Source organism: Planococcus versutus, assembly GCF_001186155.3.
Taxonomy (GTDB): domain Bacteria; phylum Bacillota; class Bacilli; order Bacillales_A; family Planococcaceae; genus Planococcus; species Planococcus versutus.
Genome location: NZ_CP016540.2, coordinates 1,987,577 through 2,004,264, shown reverse-complemented (window position 1 = coordinate 2,004,264; position 16,688 = coordinate 1,987,577). Strand labels below are relative to the sequence as shown.

The window sequence follows — 16,688 nt, the reverse complement described above, 5'->3', positions numbered from 1 at the left end:
GACTTCCGACAAGAACAATATATGTGGTAAAATGAAAATAAGATGAAGGAGGAATTTTTTATGACAATTAAATCATTTAACCGTATTCATTTAGTAGTATTAGATTCAGTAGGAATTGGTGAAGCTCCCGATGCTAAAGATTATGGAGATACAGGTTCAGATACACTTGGACATATTGCAGAAACAGTTGGCGGATTAAACATGCCGAATATGGAAAAATTAGGACTTGCAAATATTGTTCCAGTAAAAGGATTGGCAAGCACAGAAGCACCAACTGCTTTTCATGGTAAATTGCAAGAAGCGTCTGTAGGAAAAGATACAATGACAGGTCATTGGGAAATTATGGGTTTAAACAACGATACACCATTTAAAGTTTATCCGGATGGTTTTCCAGAAGAGCTTATTAAGCAACTTGAAGAAAAAACTGGCCGTAAGGTTTTAGGAAACAAACCTGCAAGTGGGACTGAAATATTAGAAGAACTTGGCCAACAACACATGGAGACAGGCGCAATTATCGTGTACACATCCGCAGATCCTGTTTTACAAATCGCAGCGCACGAAGAAATAGTTCCGTTAGAAGAGCTGTATCGCATCTGTGAAATCGCTCGTGAATTGACGTTAGAGCCTGAATATTTAGTAGGCCGTGTGATTGCACGTCCATTCCTCGGAGAACCAGGTGCATTCAAGCGTACATCAAACCGTCATGACTATGCTTTAGCACCATTTGGTCGTACTGTAATGAACGAATTAAAAGATGGTGGTAAAGAAGTTATTGCGATTGGCAAAATTGACGATATTTATAACGGTGAAGGCGTGACAAAAGCAATTCGCACGAAAGACAATATGGATGGCATGGACAAACTGATCAAAGTCATTGAAGGAGATTTTCATGGACTAAGCTTCTTAAATTTAGTGGACTTTGATGCACTTTACGGTCATCGTAGAAATCCACAGGGTTATGGCGAGGCGTTAGAAGCATTTGATGTTCGTTTGCTGGAAGTGATGGAAAAAATGCAACAAGATGATTTATTGATTCTGACAGCGGATCACGGCAATGATCCAACATTTCCTGGAACTGATCATACGCGTGAATACGTTCCGCTTTTAGCTTATTCACCGCGTTTTGCTAAGGGTGGAGAGTTAGAAACAGGTACAACATTTGCGGATATCGGTGCGACAATTGCTGAGAATTTTTCAGTAACTATGCCTAAGTTCGGCAAGAGCTTTTTATCTCGTATAAACGAATAGGCTGCCATCTTGATAAGCAAGTTCAGCTTCTAAAAATTAAACTGAGAAGGTGGTAGTATTCATGAGAATGGTAGATTTGATTGAAAAGAAAAGAGATGGGCATGAGTTAACAACAGAAGAAATAAATTTTGCAATCACTAATTATACAAATGGTGATATTGCTGATTATCAAATGAGTGCGTTTTTGATGGCTATTTATTTTCAAAATATGACAGAACGAGAACGCGCAGATTTGACTTTAGCTATGGCTGAATCAGGTGACCAAATCGATTTGTCAGCAATTGATGGTATCAAAGTGGATAAGCATTCTACAGGTGGCGTAGGTGACACAACAACTTTAGTTCTAGGACCGTTGGTTGCGGCTTGTGGTGTCCCTGTTGCAAAAATGAGTGGACGTGGACTGGGGCATACAGGCGGAACTATTGATAAATTAGAAGCAATTGATGGCTTTCATGTTGAACTTTCAACAGAAAAATTTATCAAACAAGTTAATGATCACAAATTAGCAGTAATTGGTCAAAGTGGTAACTTGACACCTGCAGATAAAAAATTGTATGCCTTACGCGATGTAACGGGTACCGTGAACAGCATTCCGTTAATTGCTAGCTCAATTATGAGTAAGAAAATTGCAGCAGGAGCAGATGCTATCGTTTTAGATGTTAAAACAGGTGAAGGCGCATTTATGAAAACCCCAGAAGATGCTAAAGAATTAGCACATGCAATGGTTGGAATTGGCAATGCAACAGGCAGAAAAACAATGGCGATTATTTCAGATATGAGCCAACCGCTCGGATTTGCGATTGGCAACGCATTAGAAGTTAAAGAAGCAATCGAAACTTTACAAGGCAAAGGACCGGAAGACTTAACAGAATTATGCATGGTGCTTGGTAGTCAAATGGTTGTTGTTGGAGGTAAAGCAGAAACGTTAGAAGAAGCGCGGACAATGTTAGAAAAGGTGATTGAAAATGGTCAAGCATTAGAAGTTTTTAAGCAATTCATAGCGGACCAAGGTGGCAATCCAGACGTGGTGGATGACGTCACATTATTGCCACAAGCTAAATTTGTGACAGAAGTCCTTTCTAAAGAAGAAGGCTATGTTTCATTTTTAGAAGCAGATGAAATTGGCACAGCTGCGATGGTGCTGGGTGCTGGTAGAGCGACAAAAGAATCGATTATTGATTTAGCAGTAGGTATTGTTCTTCACAAGAAAGTTGGAGATTTTGTAAAAGCTGATGAGTCGATTGCAACGATTTATTCTAATACAGAAGACCTCGCAGAATGTTCTAAAATGATATATAATAGTATTGAATATACAAGTAAACCGGTGGAAAAAATCAAGCTGATTTCAGCTTTGATCATCGATTAACAAAAAATCTTGCTGGGTAATTGCTCAGCAAGATTTTTCATATCTAGTTACTACCAGGAGGTTTTCAAATGTATTTATACGGTACACAAACGATTAATGAACAAGGTCATTTGATCATTGGAGGAGCTGACTCAGTAGAGCTAGCTAAAACATACGGGACACCTCTTTTTGTTTACGATATCCAATTGTTTCGAGAACGTGCGAAAGCTTTTCAGCAAACGTTCGAACAAGCTGAAATTGGCTACCAAGTTGCTTATGCAAGTAAAGCTTTTTCAACTGTTGCTATTTATCAAGTCGCAGCAGAAGAAAACTTGTCATTAGATGTGGTTTCGGCTGGAGAACTTTATACGGCTGTTCAAGCAGGATTTCCTGTTGAAAAAATCCATTTTCATGGCAACAACAAAAGTATAGAAGAGTTGCAGATGGCGTTCGAAGTAGGAATTGGCTGTATTGTTGTAGATAATTTTCATGAAATTGAGTTAGTAAAGAAACTTGCTGAGCAACTAGAACAACCAATGAATATTCTATTGCGAGTAACTCCTGGTATTGAAGCTCACACACACGATTACATTACGACGGGTCAAGAAGATTCTAAATTTGGCTTTGATTTGAAAAATGGTCAAGCAGATCGCGCATTTCAACAAACATATACCCATGATTATTTAAAAGTAATGGGTCTGCACTGTCATATTGGTTCACAAATTTTCGATACTGGTGCATTTCAACTAGCTGCTGAAAAACTTATACAAAAAATGGCTGGATGGAAAAAAGAAGTCGGATATGTATGCACAGTACTAAATCTTGGTGGTGGATTTGGTATTCGTTATACAAGAGAAGACAAACCGCTTGAGCCTGCGGTTTATGTTGAGCAAATGATTGAAACCGTCAAACAAGCAACAAAAATTTCCGGATATCCCATTCCTGAAATTTGGATTGAACCAGGTCGCTCGTTAATAGGCGACGCCGGCACGACGCTTTATACTATTGGATCAATAAAAGAAATTCCAGATACGAAAAAGTATGCAGCCGTTGATGGAGGCATGTCGGATAATATTCGACCAGCCCTGTATGGTGCTAAATATAGTTCGCTTGTTGCCAATAAAGCAAATGCTGAAGTGACTGAACAATACACAATTGCTGGCAAATGCTGTGAGTCTGGCGATAAGCTGATTGAACACGCAGAATTAACTGCTGTTGAAGCTGGCGACTTATTAAGTGTTTTCTGTACAGGAGCATACGGCTATTCAATGGCCAGCAACTATAACCGAATTGCACGACCAGCAGTTATTTTTGTTGAAGATGGTGTGCCTCAGCTAGTTGTGAAACGTGAAACCAATGAAGATTTAGTCAAGCAAGATTTACCCTATTCACGAAAGGCTGTTAAAAAATGAAAAAAGCAAATATAATGCTGCTGTTGTTCATTTTAGCAATGGCGGTAGCGTGGGGAATTGTTTATTGGGTTTTCTTTGCAGAAAATGTCATTAACGGTTAAAAAAGGCTCTCTTGAGTTATTAATCGATTTATAGTAGTATGGTAAAAGCCGCTTTTAGACGAAAATGAGGGATTTAACTATGTTGTATAGATATAAGAAATCATTCGAAAAAATAGCTATGGGGTTAATGTCGTTCATGCCAAGAGAACGAGAGTTAAAAAAACTTCAGCAAACCATGCATATTTATGAAGAAAATCCAGATTGGCAACTTTTTTTGTGGAAAAAAGAAGATGATTTTGTAGGCTTGCTAGGAATCAAAGTAGACGTGACATCTTATACAATCCATCACATATCTGTAAATCCGTCGCATCGTGGTGAAGGTATAGGTCATGAAATGATTGTTAAAATTCAGCAAATTATGCAGGATCGAGAAATGATTGCAACAGAAGAAACAGCAGCGTTTCTAAGAAAGTGTCCATTAAAAAAAGGCGACCTTTAGTTAAAGGTTCCGCCTTTTTTTTTGTTCACGTAAACTAATAATCGAAGATCGATCACGAAGTCTGTGTTTGTGCATGAGAAAATAAGCGTCTTGTTGTGTTGGTGGATTTTCAGAACGGTAGCACTTGATTGCCGATTTCAGTTGTTCATTGGTAATCGGGATATCTTGATTCCAAAAAGGTTGACGTTCTGTGACAGCTTTAATCGAATCGCTCAACATACTAATAAGTTTCTCATGGTCAACTCCCTCAACCCAAATACCACCGTCTGCGAGTTTTACTTTAGCACGTATAAACGATCGTAATGCACCTTGATAATTGCTTCTTCGCCAATGGTACATTCCAACAGCCAATTGGATCCAACCGGTTAAAGGATGCATTTTATCTTTAGGTGCAACAGATTTCCAGTAATCTTCGCCGACTTCATGGCATTCAAAAAAATCTTTTTCATAATTAAAATTAACAACATACTGAATAAACAGTGGATGATGAAGTGGATGCATTTTGATCTCCTTTCTATTATAATGAAGAATAATTGCCCATTAATCGGGATAAATGAGTATTTTAACAGTCAGGTGGTACAAGTATGTCATACGAAGTGAAAGTAGAGGCTTTTGAAGGTCCTCTTGATTTATTATTGCATTTAATCCACCGTTTGGAAATTGATATTTACGATATTCCTGTTTCTCAGATTACTACACAGTATATGGAACACATACGAGCGATGCAAGTCTTGGAGCTAAACGAAGCAAGTGAGTACCTCGTAATGGCCGCGACCTTATTAGCAATTAAGAGTAAAACGCTCTTACCTGTTCATGAAGGAGAACTGGAAGAAGTAGCATATGAATTCGACGAACAAGACCCACGAGAAGAATTGGTATCACGCCTGTTGGAATATCGAAAATTTAAGAAAGCTTCTGATAGTTTAAGAAAACTAGAAACAAATCGTTCTGCAATTTTTACAAAAACACCCATGAATTTAACTGAAATGCAGTCGACAATGATTTTCGAAGATGTTGACCTTAATGCGAATGCTTACGATATGCTTGCTGCTTTTCAAAAAATGCTTCGTCGAAAGCAATTGAAAATACCATTATCAGCGCGTGTTGCAAGACAAGAAATTTCGATTAAGCAACAAATGATAGGTATTGTTGAGCAGTTGAGGTTGTCAAGAGATCCTATTTGGTTTAGTGACTTATTTTCATCGAACGATAAAAGTGTTTTAGTAGTATCATTTTTATCAATACTAGAATTAATGAAACGTCAAGTCATAGCGGTAGAACAACAAAAGAACTTTACAGATTTAATGATAAAACTCAGAAAGGACAAGTGGGAATATGAAGATGACTCTTTCGAGTAAAATAGAAGCACTTCTTTTTGTAGCCGGAGATGATGGGTTAACATTCAAGCAGCTACAATTTTTAACGGAATCCGAAACAGAAGAACTCCAATCAGCAATTAACGAATTAAGTGAACGATATACTTTTTCTATAAGTGGAATTGAATTGAGAGAATTAGCTGGGATTTTTCAATTAGTGACAAAACAAGAAGTTGCTGAAATCATTCAAAAACTAGTAGACAATCCGCCTGTACAGGCTTTGTCGCAAGCTTCTTTGGAGGTATTGGCGATCATCGCTTACAAGCAGCCAATTACACGAATCGAAGTGGAAGATATGCGCGGAGTCAAAAGCGAGAAAGCTCTTCAAACGCTATCAGCTAAAGGACTAGTTCAAGAACTTGGTCGTGTAGAAGGGACAGGTAGAGCGATATTATATGGAACGACAAACGAATTTTTAAACTATTTTGGGTTGAAGAATTTAGATGAACTTCCTTTCTTACCAGAAGAAGAAAAGGCAGATTCAGACGAAGATGCAGATTTATTTATGACTAATTTTCAGCAAACCTTTAAAGAAGAACTAAAAGTATAAGATTGTTAGAAAGCTACGCCATTGACAGTCTTCTTTTGTTTTAAGCTAAGTACTTCCACTTTCAAGAAAAATGTGACATAATTCCGAGAGGAACGAACGGCATATCAAGTTATTGTAATACATTTGCAGTACTTAGCAGGGCATGTCCGAAAATAGGCGCTTGTGCTTTTCGATTTGTCTAGCTGCAGCCCCTGAGACTCAGGAGCGTACGCTTTTCGAAAAAATACTAATGAGGTGAACTTATTTATGGAAAGATTACAGAAAGTACTTGCGCATGCAGGCGTAGCGTCAAGACGTAAATCAGAGCAATTGATTTTGGACGGAAAAGTAAGAGTTAACGGAAAAACAATTAAAGAACTGGGAGTAAAGGTAACAAACTCCGATAAAATCGAAGTAGAAGGCGTTCAGCTTGAAAAAGAACAGAAAGTCTATCACTTATTATACAAACCACGCGGCGTTATTTCAGCTGTTTCTGATGATAAAAACCGAAAAGTTGTAACAGATTTTTTTGAAGGTATAGATAAACGAATTTATCCAGTTGGTCGCCTAGATTACGATACATCTGGTTTGTTAATCATGACAAATGATGGTGAATTCGCCAACATGTTGACACATCCAAAATTCGAAATTGATAAAACGTATGTCGCGCGTTTAAAAGGCATTCCAGAAAAAGAGGATTTAAGAAAGTTAGAGCGTGGCATCAAATTAGAAGATGGCATGACAGCACCTGCTAGAGTAAAGCTTTTGTCAGGCGATAAAAAGACAGGGAAAGCGATTGTTCAAATTACGATTCACGAAGGAAGAAATCGTCAAGTTAGAAGAATGTTTGAAGCCATCGGGTATCCCGTTCAAAAACTGAGCCGTGAGCAATTTGCATTTTTAACATTACATGGATTAAATGCAGGTGAATCGCGTGAGCTTTCTGCCCACGAAATAAAATTATTGCGTGTGCTAGCTGAAACGGGCAAGCGCGTTTAATTGCTTAACGTTCACAAACCCTTCAAAACTCTAAACTTATGACTGTTTAAACTTTGATATAATTAGGCTTGCATAATAAACCTCGAAGGAGGAAAAGATTTGGACAAACAGCCAAAAGTAAAAAATAATAACAAGAAACGAAAAAGAGCTTTGATGAGAACAACCATCCTAGCAATTTTAATAGCTGCCATTGGCTATACGGTTTATAATAGCGCGACAGCAAAAGATGTGACAGTGTTAGAAGTTGGGGATAAGGCACCTGATTTTTCATTGGTCGACTTAGAAGGCAATAGCCATAAGTTATCAGATTACAAAGGACAAGGCGTCTTTTTAAATTTTTGGGGAACATGGTGTAAACCGTGTGCAAAAGAAATGCCCGCTATGGATCGGCAATATCAAGCTTTTTCAGATGAAGGTGTTCAAGTACTTGCGGTAAACATCGCCCAGTCGGATTTTGAAGTTCAATCTTTTGCAGATCAATATGGACTGTCTTTTCCAATAGTAATTGATAAAACAAAAAGTGTAATGACTGCTTATAATATAAGACCATTGCCAACGACAATACTGGTCAATTCAGAAGGTGAAATTCAACGTGTTATTACAGGTGAAATGACTGAACAGGATATTGAAGGGTTTATGGAAGAAATCAAACCTGATTAAGGAGATTTTTTGAATGGAAAACTTGCAATGCCAATGCGGTCACACAAATCCGCCCGGCACAAAACTCTGTGAGTCATGCGGGCGGTCTTTGACTGAAAAAGAACAAAATAGCAAACTAGTCGATATGCGTTACGAAGGAACAGCTAGACGTTCTCAAACTTATAACAAATCCATCATTGATAAAGTATGGAATTTTTTCTCGAGTGTTAAAGTGGGCGTTAGTATTATCGTTATTTTGTTAGTAGCTGCAGCAATCGGAACCATCTTGCCTCAGCAAGCTTTTGTTCCAGCAAATACAGAAGCGACGATTAAAGATTATTACGCTGATACTTACGGCATCATTGGAAAAATTTATCACGGACTTGGCTTTCATGATTTATACAGTTCATTTTGGTTTATCATTCTAGTTGGAATGTTAGCAATTTCCTTGATTATCGCCAGTCTCGATCGGTTTGTACCTCTTTATAAATCACTGAAAAATCAACGCGTGCTTCGCCATCCAAGCTTTATGGAAAAACAGCGTATTTATGCTGAAGGGCCAGGAACAGAAGACACGTTGAAAAAAGCAGAAAAAAAATTAACAGAACTAAAGTATAAAGTTCGTACAGACAAAAATGGATTATTGGCTGAAAAAGGTCGCTTTGCTAGATGGGGGCCTTATGTCAATCACATCGGACTTATCATCTTTTTGTTTGGTGTAATGTTGCGCATGATGCCTGGATTCTATATTGATGAAAGTCTTTGGATTCGTGAAGGTGAAACAAGAGCCATTCCAGAAGTGCCAGGCTATTACCTTGAAAGTGAAAACTTCGAACTTGAAAATTATTCAGGTGAAGGTGGCGAACAAATCTTTGGAGAAGCGTTGGATCGTGTGGGGACAGTCGCTAAAAACTACCAAACAGATATCGTCTTGTATCAGAAAACAGAAGACGCATTGCCAGGAGCAGAAGATGGACGCGAAGTTGTGAAAGAATTTCCGATTCGTGTCAATCAGCCGCTGAAATTTGATGGCTATGCGATCTATCAAATGGATTTTCGTTTAGATGAACTAAAAGCCATGACTTTTGCATTAACCAACAAAAAAACAGAAGAATCACTAGGTGAATTGACCATTGATTTAATCAATCCAGCCAAAAAATATGAACTTGAAGGCGGTTCTTCTGTAGAATTACTTGGTTATTATCCAGACTTTTCAGGATTTGAGGAAGGCGAACCACAAACAGCCACACCGTTACCAAATAATCCTGGCTTTTTAGTAAAACTATTTACTCCTGAAACACCAGAAGGAGAAACGAGTTTTATTACAATTCAAAATACGATTGAGCCTCTAGGTGAAAATGATTTCAAACTAACCTTCCAAAAAGCTGATACACGTGATGTCTCAGGTTTAACGGTTCGTAAAGATAGCACGTTACCGATTCTTGGTCTTGGTGGTTTAATCTTTATGATTGGTGTAGCACAAGGGATGTATTTTAATCACCGCAGATTCTGGATTCAACAAAAAACTGATGGCACAATTTTATTAGCCGGTCATACCAGTAAAAACTGGTTTGGTTTGAAAAAAGATCTCGATAAAGTTATTGAATATGCCGAATTACCAGCCTACACAGATCAACAAGATGAAATCGATAAACAAGAAAAAGCGGAAAAGGAAGGTGAAGTATTGTTATGACATTAGCCGATATTAGTTCAAACTTATTATACGTAGCCTTTATCGCTTATCTAATTGCGACATTTGTTTTTGGTGGAGCAGTTAAAGGCAATAAAGAAGGAACATTTAAGTCAGAAAAACGATGGGGCAATGTTGCGATTATCATCACCCTTGTCGGTTTTGCTGCAAACCTTGGCTATTTCTTCACGCGATGGGGAGCAACTGGCCATGCACCACTTAGCAATATGTTCGAATTTACCACTGCTTTTGGAATGACTTTAGTTGGTGGATTTATTATTTTGTATTTCTTATACAAAACGCCAGTTCTCGGCATGATTGTATTGCCTGTGGCTTTGTTGATCATCGCTTTTGCTAGCATGTTCCCGAGTGAAGTTAGTCCGCTTATTCCAGCTCTTCAAACAAACTGGTTGGCAATCCATGTCAGTACAGTTGTTATTGCAGAAGGTATTCTGGCCATTAGTGCTGCAGCTGGTTTAATTTATTTACTAAAAGTTGTAGATCCTACGAAAAAATCTAAACAACGTTTTTGGTTAGAAGCGATCATGTATTCTTTAGTACTAGTTGCTGGTTTTGTATTAGCAAGCTCGTTCTTCTCACTGACAGGCTATGAAGCCGAATTTACTTATGTAGATAAAGAAGGTGCAGAAGCTGCAATCACATATGCAATGCCTCCAATTTTTGGGATGAATGAATATGTTGCGTTAACAGAAGATGCACTGACACCACTTGTTGAAACACCTGCGATAGTTCATGCTGGAAAGTTAACGACAGTTGTTTGGTCTATTTTAGTTGGGACTATTCTTTATTGGTTGATTCGCTTAGTTTCAAGAAAGCGCATTGCGGCTATTTTGAAGCCTTTTGTTAAAAACGTAAACTTGCAATTGATGGACGAAATCGGTTATCGTGCTGTTATTATTGGATTCCCTGTATTTACATTGGGTGCATTAATTTTCGCGATGATTTGGGCACAAATTGCTTGGTCTCGCTTCTGGGGCTGGGACCCGAAAGAAGTATGGGCACTGATCACATGGTTATTCTATGCAGCATACTTGCACTTGCGTTTAGGCAAAGGCTGGCAAGGCGAGAAATCTGCGTGGCTCGCCGTAGTTGGTTTTGTCATCATTATGTTCAACTTGGTAGCTGTAAACTTAATAATCGCCGGGTTGCATTCTTACGCATAACAAGCAGACCTTTTCCGGTAACGGAAAAGGTCTTTTGTTTTCATTTGAACTTTGTTGTGAACTCACACTTTTCTTTATTTTTAACGAGGTTATCGGTACAATGAAACATAACAGCAGAAAGTTGGAGGGGTTAACATGTCTGAAGAAATTACGATTTTGGTTGTAGATGACGAAGAAAGAATTCGGCGATTGTTGAAAATGTATTTAGAACGTGAAGGCTATTTAGTAGAAGAAGCTGAAAATGGCGTTCAAGCGTTAGAGATGGCATTGGAAAAAGACTATCATTGTATTTTGCTTGACTTAATGATGCCTGAAAAAGATGGTGTTGCAGTTGCAACAGAACTTCGTGAAACAAAAATGACGCCGATTATTATGCTAACAGCCAAGGGAGAAGAAGCTAATCGAGTCGAAGGTTTTGAATCTGGAGCAGATGATTATATTGTTAAACCATTTAGTCCAAGAGAAGTAGTGCTTCGCGTCAAAGCAATTTTAAGACGTTCATCTGCTTATTCGCCAATTTCGAATTCAACAGCTTCGAAAGACTTGGTTGTTTTCCCACACTTGACAATTGATCATGATGCACATCGTGTGACAGCAGATAATGTAGAAGTGAATTTGACACCAAAAGAATATGAATTGCTATACTTTTTAGCAAAAGCTCCTGATAAAGTGTTCGATCGTGAGCATTTACTAAAAGAAGTGTGGCATTATGACTTTTTTGGAGATTTAAGAACAGTGGATACGCATGTAAAGCGCTTACGCGAAAAGCTCAATCGCGTTTCAGAACCAGCTGCGAAAATGATTGTGACGGTATGGGGCGTAGGTTATAAATTTGAGGTAGGGAATGAATAGAATATGGAATAGTGTCGTCGGGAAGCTGTGGATTACGATCCTGCTTCTCGTTTCCTTTGTTCTTTTTATTGTGACCGTTCTTCTTTTGGAGTTTCTTGGAAACTATCATAGTCAAACAGTGGAAGAAGCGTTAAACAGTGAAGCAAACATGATTGGCAATATATTCAATGACCATCAACAAGTATCGATTTCCTTAGATATTATTGAAGATATCATTGGACCTGAAACCAATGCAGTAATCGCTGAAAAACCCTATGATAGCAGCTATTATCTTCACGATGGAATAAATGGGTCAAAAACAAGAGAAAAAATATTGAATGAGCCAGCATTTCAAAAAGTATTTGAAACCAATGAAACTGTTATGAAAGAAATCCTGCTGCCATCACTAACAGAACAAAATCGTTTAGAATCGTATATTGTTTTGGCGAGCCCGCTAAAAACTGGAGAAGAAGAACACGGTGTTGTCTTTATTTATCAATCCTTAGAAGTTATGGACCGCACTGCGGAACGAACAACTAATATTGTTTTTTTATCTGCATTTATCGCATTATTATTAACGACATTTTTTGCTTTCTTTTTATCATCACGAATTACATCGCCTCTTCGAAAAATGCGTGAAGGTGCGTTCGAGCTTGCTAAAGGCAATTTTGACACTAAAGTGAAAGCGACTTCAAGTGACGAAATCGGTCAATTAGCGATTGCTTTTAATCAAATGGGTCGACAGCTCAAACACCATGTTGAAGTAATCAATCAAGAGAAAGAGCAATTATCAAGTATTCTAACATCAATGGCAGATGCTGTTATTACATTTAATCAAGACAAAACTATATTATTAAGTAATCCACCTGCAGAAAAGCTATTGCAACAATGGATGTTTAAAAATGGTTCAACAAAAGCACAACCATTGCCACCAGAAATGCTTCACATGTTGGATCACGTGCTCGGGTTTGAAGAAGAACTTGAAGAAGAATTAGAAATTGAAGGGGCATATTATGCTATCAATTTTAGTCCTCTATATAGCGGAGAATCAATTCGTGGAGCCGTTGCAGTGTTGCATAACATGACCGAACAACATCGCTTAGAAAAGCTTAGAGAAGACTTTATAGCGAATGTTTCTCATGAGTTAAGAACTCCAATTGCGATGCTTCAAGGTTATAGTGAAGCCATTCTAGATGATGTTGGAGCGACAGAAGAAGAGCGACGTGAAATGACGAGAATCATCTATGAAGAATCACAACGAATGGGTCGTTTAGTTACAGATTTATTGAATCTTGCACGGATGGAATCGGGCTATATGAGACTGTATAAAGAAATAGTTCAATTAAATAGTGCTATTGAACGTATGACTCTTAAGTTTACTCAAATCGCAAAAGAAAACGAAGTCTACTTATCGTTTGAAACAAAACTCGATGATTGGGCAACTAGCGAAATGGATGAAGACCGAATTGAACAAGTGATGACAAATCTCATCGATAACGCTATTCGTCACACGCCAGAAAACGGAAAAGTAGTGGTTCGTGTTGAACAGCAGCAAGAATACGCTAAAATTTCAATTAATGACACCGGAGTCGGTATTTCCAAAGAAGATTTAGAATTTGTTTTTGAACGTTTTTATAAAGCGAACAAAGCAAGAACGCTTGGCAAAGGTGGAACAGGTCTTGGTTTAGCAATTGCTAGTAATATTATTCAAGCTCATGAAGGTAAAATACACGCAGAAAGCCTTGAAGGACAAGGAACTTCTTTTGCCTTTTACCTGCCTTTGAAAAACATGTAACTATTCGAAGACAGAGACGACTAATCTTAAGAACGGAGGGAGTATATTGAATGACTCCGTTTTCCATCGATTGTATGATGAGTATCATCAAGATGTCTTTCAATTTTTAATTTATCTTGTGAAAAATAGACATTTAGCAGAAGACTTAATGCAAGAAGTATACATTCGTGCTTTTCGTGCGTTTGATCGTTTTGAAGGACGAAGCTCCGAAAAAACATGGCTTTTTTCCATCGCTAAAAATGTGGCAATTGATCATTTTCGAAAAGCAGCTGTGCGGACAAAACATTCAATGGAGTACTTTGATTGGGAAACACAGCAATTGGTTTCGTCTGAAAAACTTCCAGAAGAAGTGTCCTTGTTAAATGAAGATAAAGTACTTTTGTATAAAGCGTTAGATACATGTACTGGCGATCAAAAAATGGTCATCATCATGCGGTTTTTTCAAGATTTGTCGATTGCAGAAACTGCAGAAATTTTAGTTTGGACTGAAGGAAAAGTAAAAACTACGCAACATCGTGCAATAAAAGCTTTACGCGAAAAATTAGTAGCTAGAGAAAGGGGAGATGACAATGCCGAATAACAAATGGACCGATGACGCTATCGAAGATTTGTTAAAGGAGTTCCCCGAGATAAAAGACAACCGGTCAAAAAAAAGAGTTTACAATCAATTAGTTCAACGAAAATCAGTGAAGAAACCTCGGAAACCGTGGTTACCAATTTTGATTGCAGCATTAGCTTTTATAGCTATGGGTATTTTAGTTTCTTCGATCATTAGTCAAAACGGAATTGACTTTGCTCAAACAAAAAATGATTCTAGTGATGCAGCAGATGAGTCATCAGCAACAATGAAGGAAAACAACGAATTATCAGAAGTTGAGGATTCTAACGAAAGTGAATCGGATCAGTTTTCTACAGCACAAGTAGAAGATACAGTGAGAACGGCGGTTTATGAAAGCGAGATTAGTGATCAAACTGTTATGACTATTGGACTGACTGTGCAAGCAATTGTAGTGCCTGTGACGTTCTTGATTCCAGCTGAAGAAATTGCGAGCGATTTTAAAAGTTTGGTCCCCACATCTTTAGAGTTGTACCAAAAATACGCTGATGATATTAATGAAAAAGCACTCGGTTTTGATAACTATCATCCTTATATTGGGACATTAGAAAAAACTACTACAGGCATTCGTCATATGTTGCCACAAGATCATCAATACGATAAGGCTTCTGCAAGTATAGGTATCTATTTCAATACACTATCAGCAAGTTTTAACGATGCAGATCAAATTGAAGTGGTCAATAAAGACGGATCAGCTGCAGAGTTTTCTCAAATTGGTCCTGTTGAAAGTAGAGTGCCTACTCAAGAAAATCTTGCTTACTACTCAGTGGCTGCAAAAAATGGTGACATTTATCTTGCGCCAGGATACGATATGCCTTTTGCTTCAGTGAGCGAAGCTATTAGTTCACTCACTAAAAGTCCGAGTGATTTGTATAGTGGAACAATTCCCGAAGACTTAGTTTTTCAAGTAATTGAAACTGATAAGCTTGTGACAGTTCGATTTGAAACAGAAGTCGACTTAAATGCCATCAATCAGTTAGACGCTGTACGAATGATCGAAAGTCTGACATTAACAGCCAATTCATTTCATAAAGAAGCTAAAATCGAAGGGCTGCAACCAGTCAATTGGAATGGCTTTGACTTTAGCCTACCTTTGCCAATTCCTATAGCACCAAATTTACTGGAATGGACAGCGCAATGAGAAAAGCAGTGTTGTAAACAAATTTGTTTACAACACTGCTTTTTTATACTACGATTAGGCTATAACAAAATAACGATTCATCTTCGGGGCAGGGTGCAAGTCCCTACCGGCGGTAATTGAACTCTGTTCATAAGCCCGCGAGCCGTAAAACGCAGGATTTGGTGAGACTCCAAAGCCGACAGTATAGTCTGGATGGGAGAAGGTGAAGGTGCGGACGTTTGTCGTTTACATGTAGACGGAACGCTTGTTAAGTGTGCCTTTTCTCCTTTAAGTAATTAATGCTTAAGGGTTTTTATATGTAAATGCGAGGTCTAAACTTTTCTTCTGGTGAATCACTACAAGGAGAGAGGAACATGAAGAATAAAAAGTTACAAACGATGATTGTCATTGGAATGTTGAGCAGTATTTCTTTTATATTAATGCTTTTTAACTTCCCATTGCCAGCGCTACCTGCTTTTTTAAAAGTGGATTTTAGTGATGTGCCTGCATTAATCGCAGCAATTACGATGGGGCCAGTAGCAGGAATATTAGTTGCTTTCTTTAAAAACGTGCTAGATTGGCTTTTTGCAGGAAGTCCTACTGGAGTACCTGTTGGTCATATGGCAAATTTAGTGACGAGTTTGCTGTTTATTTTGCCCGTTTATTTTATTTATCAAAAAGTGGCGACGAAAAAAGGAATGGCATTCGGCTTAGCAGTCGGTACATTGTCGATGGCAATTGGAATGAGTGTTTTAAATTATTTTGTCTTTTTGCCGATGTATACGTATTTCCTCAACATGCCTGCAGAAACGGGAACTGCTCTATTCGGGACGATCGTTTTAGGGATTTTACCATTTAACTTAATTAAAGGCGTTCTTTTGACAGCTATTGTCTTGCTTATGTTTAGCAGCATGCACAATTGGATTGAAAAGCAGCGTACCTATTATTTGTCATAAAATAAAAAACGATGCGCCATTTTAATTTAACAGGATGGTGATACGAAAAAACAGGTAGCGAAAAGCAAAACTTTTCGCTACCTGTTTTTGTCGTTTGTGAAATTACACAACTAATTAAATGCTTTAATGAATAATCATATGAAAATGTCTTGATAAACAATGAATATAAATACAACAAAGCAAGATTATAATATAAAAAATAAAAAGAAGATTGAAATTTATTATTTAAACAAAAAAGAATGGAAATGGAACTAATAATATTAAAGAAGTGTTGTGAGATTTAGTCTATTAAAAAAACTCATAATGTGTAGATACCGAATTTTAAAAAATTAGCTCTAATTATGAAAATTATTTTAAGTATTATTACAGTTTACAAAATATTTATACATACCCCTATTATTCTTTATA

The 16,688-nt window shown here is 37.7% G+C and carries 16 protein-coding genes and 1 riboswitch; of the genes, 15 read left to right on the top strand and 1 reads right to left on the bottom strand.

The window, feature by feature from the left end; all coding sequences use genetic code 11:
• Positions 1-60 precede the first annotated feature (60 nt).
• The 4 genes from deoB (at position 61) to I858_RS10320 (ending at position 4,545) form a co-directional block, all read left to right on the top strand.
• Positions 61-1,248 (top strand): phosphopentomutase, encoded by a 1,188-nt coding sequence (gene deoB, locus I858_RS10335; RefSeq protein WP_049693198.1) that lies wholly within the window; start codon positions 61-63, stop codon positions 1,246-1,248.
• 61 nt (positions 1,249-1,309) lie between these two features.
• Complete coding sequence (locus I858_RS10330; RefSeq protein WP_049693197.1) at positions 1,310-2,614, top strand: pyrimidine-nucleoside phosphorylase; 1,305 nt, start codon at positions 1,310-1,312, stop codon at positions 2,612-2,614.
• A gap of 68 nt (positions 2,615-2,682) precedes the next feature.
• A complete protein-coding gene (gene lysA, locus I858_RS10325) occupies positions 2,683-4,005 on the top strand; it encodes a diaminopimelate decarboxylase (protein WP_049693196.1) in 1,323 nt (440 codons plus the stop codon).
• Positions 4,006-4,185: 180 nt separating this feature from the next.
• Positions 4,186-4,545, top strand: coding sequence for a GNAT family N-acetyltransferase (locus I858_RS10320; protein WP_049693195.1), 360 nt, complete (start codon positions 4,186-4,188; stop codon positions 4,543-4,545).
• Here I858_RS10320 and I858_RS10315 read toward each other — a convergent pair whose 3' ends face one another.
• Entirely contained in the window at positions 4,546-5,046 is a 501-nt protein-coding gene (locus tag I858_RS10315) for a DUF309 domain-containing protein (RefSeq protein WP_049693194.1), read from the bottom strand.
• An 83-nt stretch (positions 5,047-5,129) separates the two neighbouring features.
• On the opposite strand from I858_RS10315, the gene I858_RS10310 reads away from it, so the two are divergent.
• From I858_RS10310 to I858_RS10260, 11 genes are all read left to right on the top strand, one after another.
• Positions 5,130-5,903 carry a segregation/condensation protein A gene (locus I858_RS10310; RefSeq protein ID WP_049693193.1) on the top strand — a complete coding sequence of 258 codons (774 nt, stop codon included), beginning with the start codon at positions 5,130-5,132 and terminating at the stop codon, positions 5,901-5,903.
• Positions 5,881-6,471, top strand: a complete 591-nt coding sequence (gene scpB / locus I858_RS10305; protein ID WP_049693192.1) for an SMC-Scp complex subunit ScpB — start codon at positions 5,881-5,883, stop codon at positions 6,469-6,471. The genes I858_RS10310 and scpB overlap by 23 nt, the downstream gene beginning before the upstream one ends.
• Before the next feature lie 246 nt (positions 6,472-6,717).
• Entirely contained in the window at positions 6,718-7,449 is a 732-nt protein-coding gene (locus tag I858_RS10300; protein ID WP_049693191.1) for a pseudouridine synthase, read from the top strand.
• 99 nt (positions 7,450-7,548) lie between these two features.
• Positions 7,549-8,109, top strand: coding sequence for a thiol-disulfide oxidoreductase ResA (gene resA, locus I858_RS10295; RefSeq protein WP_049693190.1), 561 nt, complete (start codon positions 7,549-7,551; stop codon positions 8,107-8,109).
• 13 nt (positions 8,110-8,122) lie between these two features.
• Positions 8,123-9,781 carry a cytochrome c biogenesis ResB family protein gene (locus I858_RS10290; RefSeq protein ID WP_049693189.1) on the top strand — a complete coding sequence of 553 codons (1,659 nt, stop codon included), beginning with the start codon at positions 8,123-8,125 and terminating at the stop codon, positions 9,779-9,781.
• Complete coding sequence (gene ccsB / locus I858_RS10285; RefSeq protein ID WP_049693188.1) at positions 9,778-10,962, top strand: c-type cytochrome biogenesis protein CcsB; 1,185 nt, start codon at positions 9,778-9,780, stop codon at positions 10,960-10,962. Before I858_RS10290 ends, ccsB begins: the two co-directional genes overlap by 4 nt.
• Positions 10,963-11,097: 135 nt before the next feature.
• The gene (locus I858_RS10280) at positions 11,098-11,814 is read left to right on the top strand and encodes a response regulator transcription factor (RefSeq protein ID WP_049693187.1); all 717 of its coding nucleotides are present in this window, start codon (positions 11,098-11,100) and stop codon (positions 11,812-11,814) included.
• Positions 11,807-13,588, top strand: a complete 1,782-nt coding sequence (locus I858_RS10275; protein WP_049693186.1) for an ATP-binding protein — start codon at positions 11,807-11,809, stop codon at positions 13,586-13,588. Before I858_RS10280 ends, I858_RS10275 begins: the two co-directional genes overlap by 8 nt.
• 46 nt (positions 13,589-13,634) lie before the next feature.
• Complete coding sequence (locus tag I858_RS10270; RefSeq protein ID WP_049693185.1) at positions 13,635-14,168, top strand: RNA polymerase sigma factor SigX; 534 nt, start codon at positions 13,635-13,637, stop codon at positions 14,166-14,168.
• Entirely contained in the window at positions 14,158-15,345 is a 1,188-nt protein-coding gene (locus I858_RS10265) for a hypothetical protein (protein ID WP_049693184.1), read from the top strand. Before I858_RS10270 ends, I858_RS10265 begins: the two co-directional genes overlap by 11 nt.
• A gap of 75 nt (positions 15,346-15,420) precedes the next feature.
• Positions 15,421-15,553, top strand: a riboswitch (FMN riboswitch).
• Positions 15,554-15,698: 145 nt separating this feature from the next.
• Positions 15,699-16,280: an ECF transporter S component gene (locus tag I858_RS10260; protein ID WP_065524451.1), complete on the top strand. Its 582-nt coding sequence runs from the start codon at positions 15,699-15,701 to the stop codon at positions 16,278-16,280.
• The last annotated feature ends 408 nt before the right edge of the window (positions 16,281-16,688 follow it).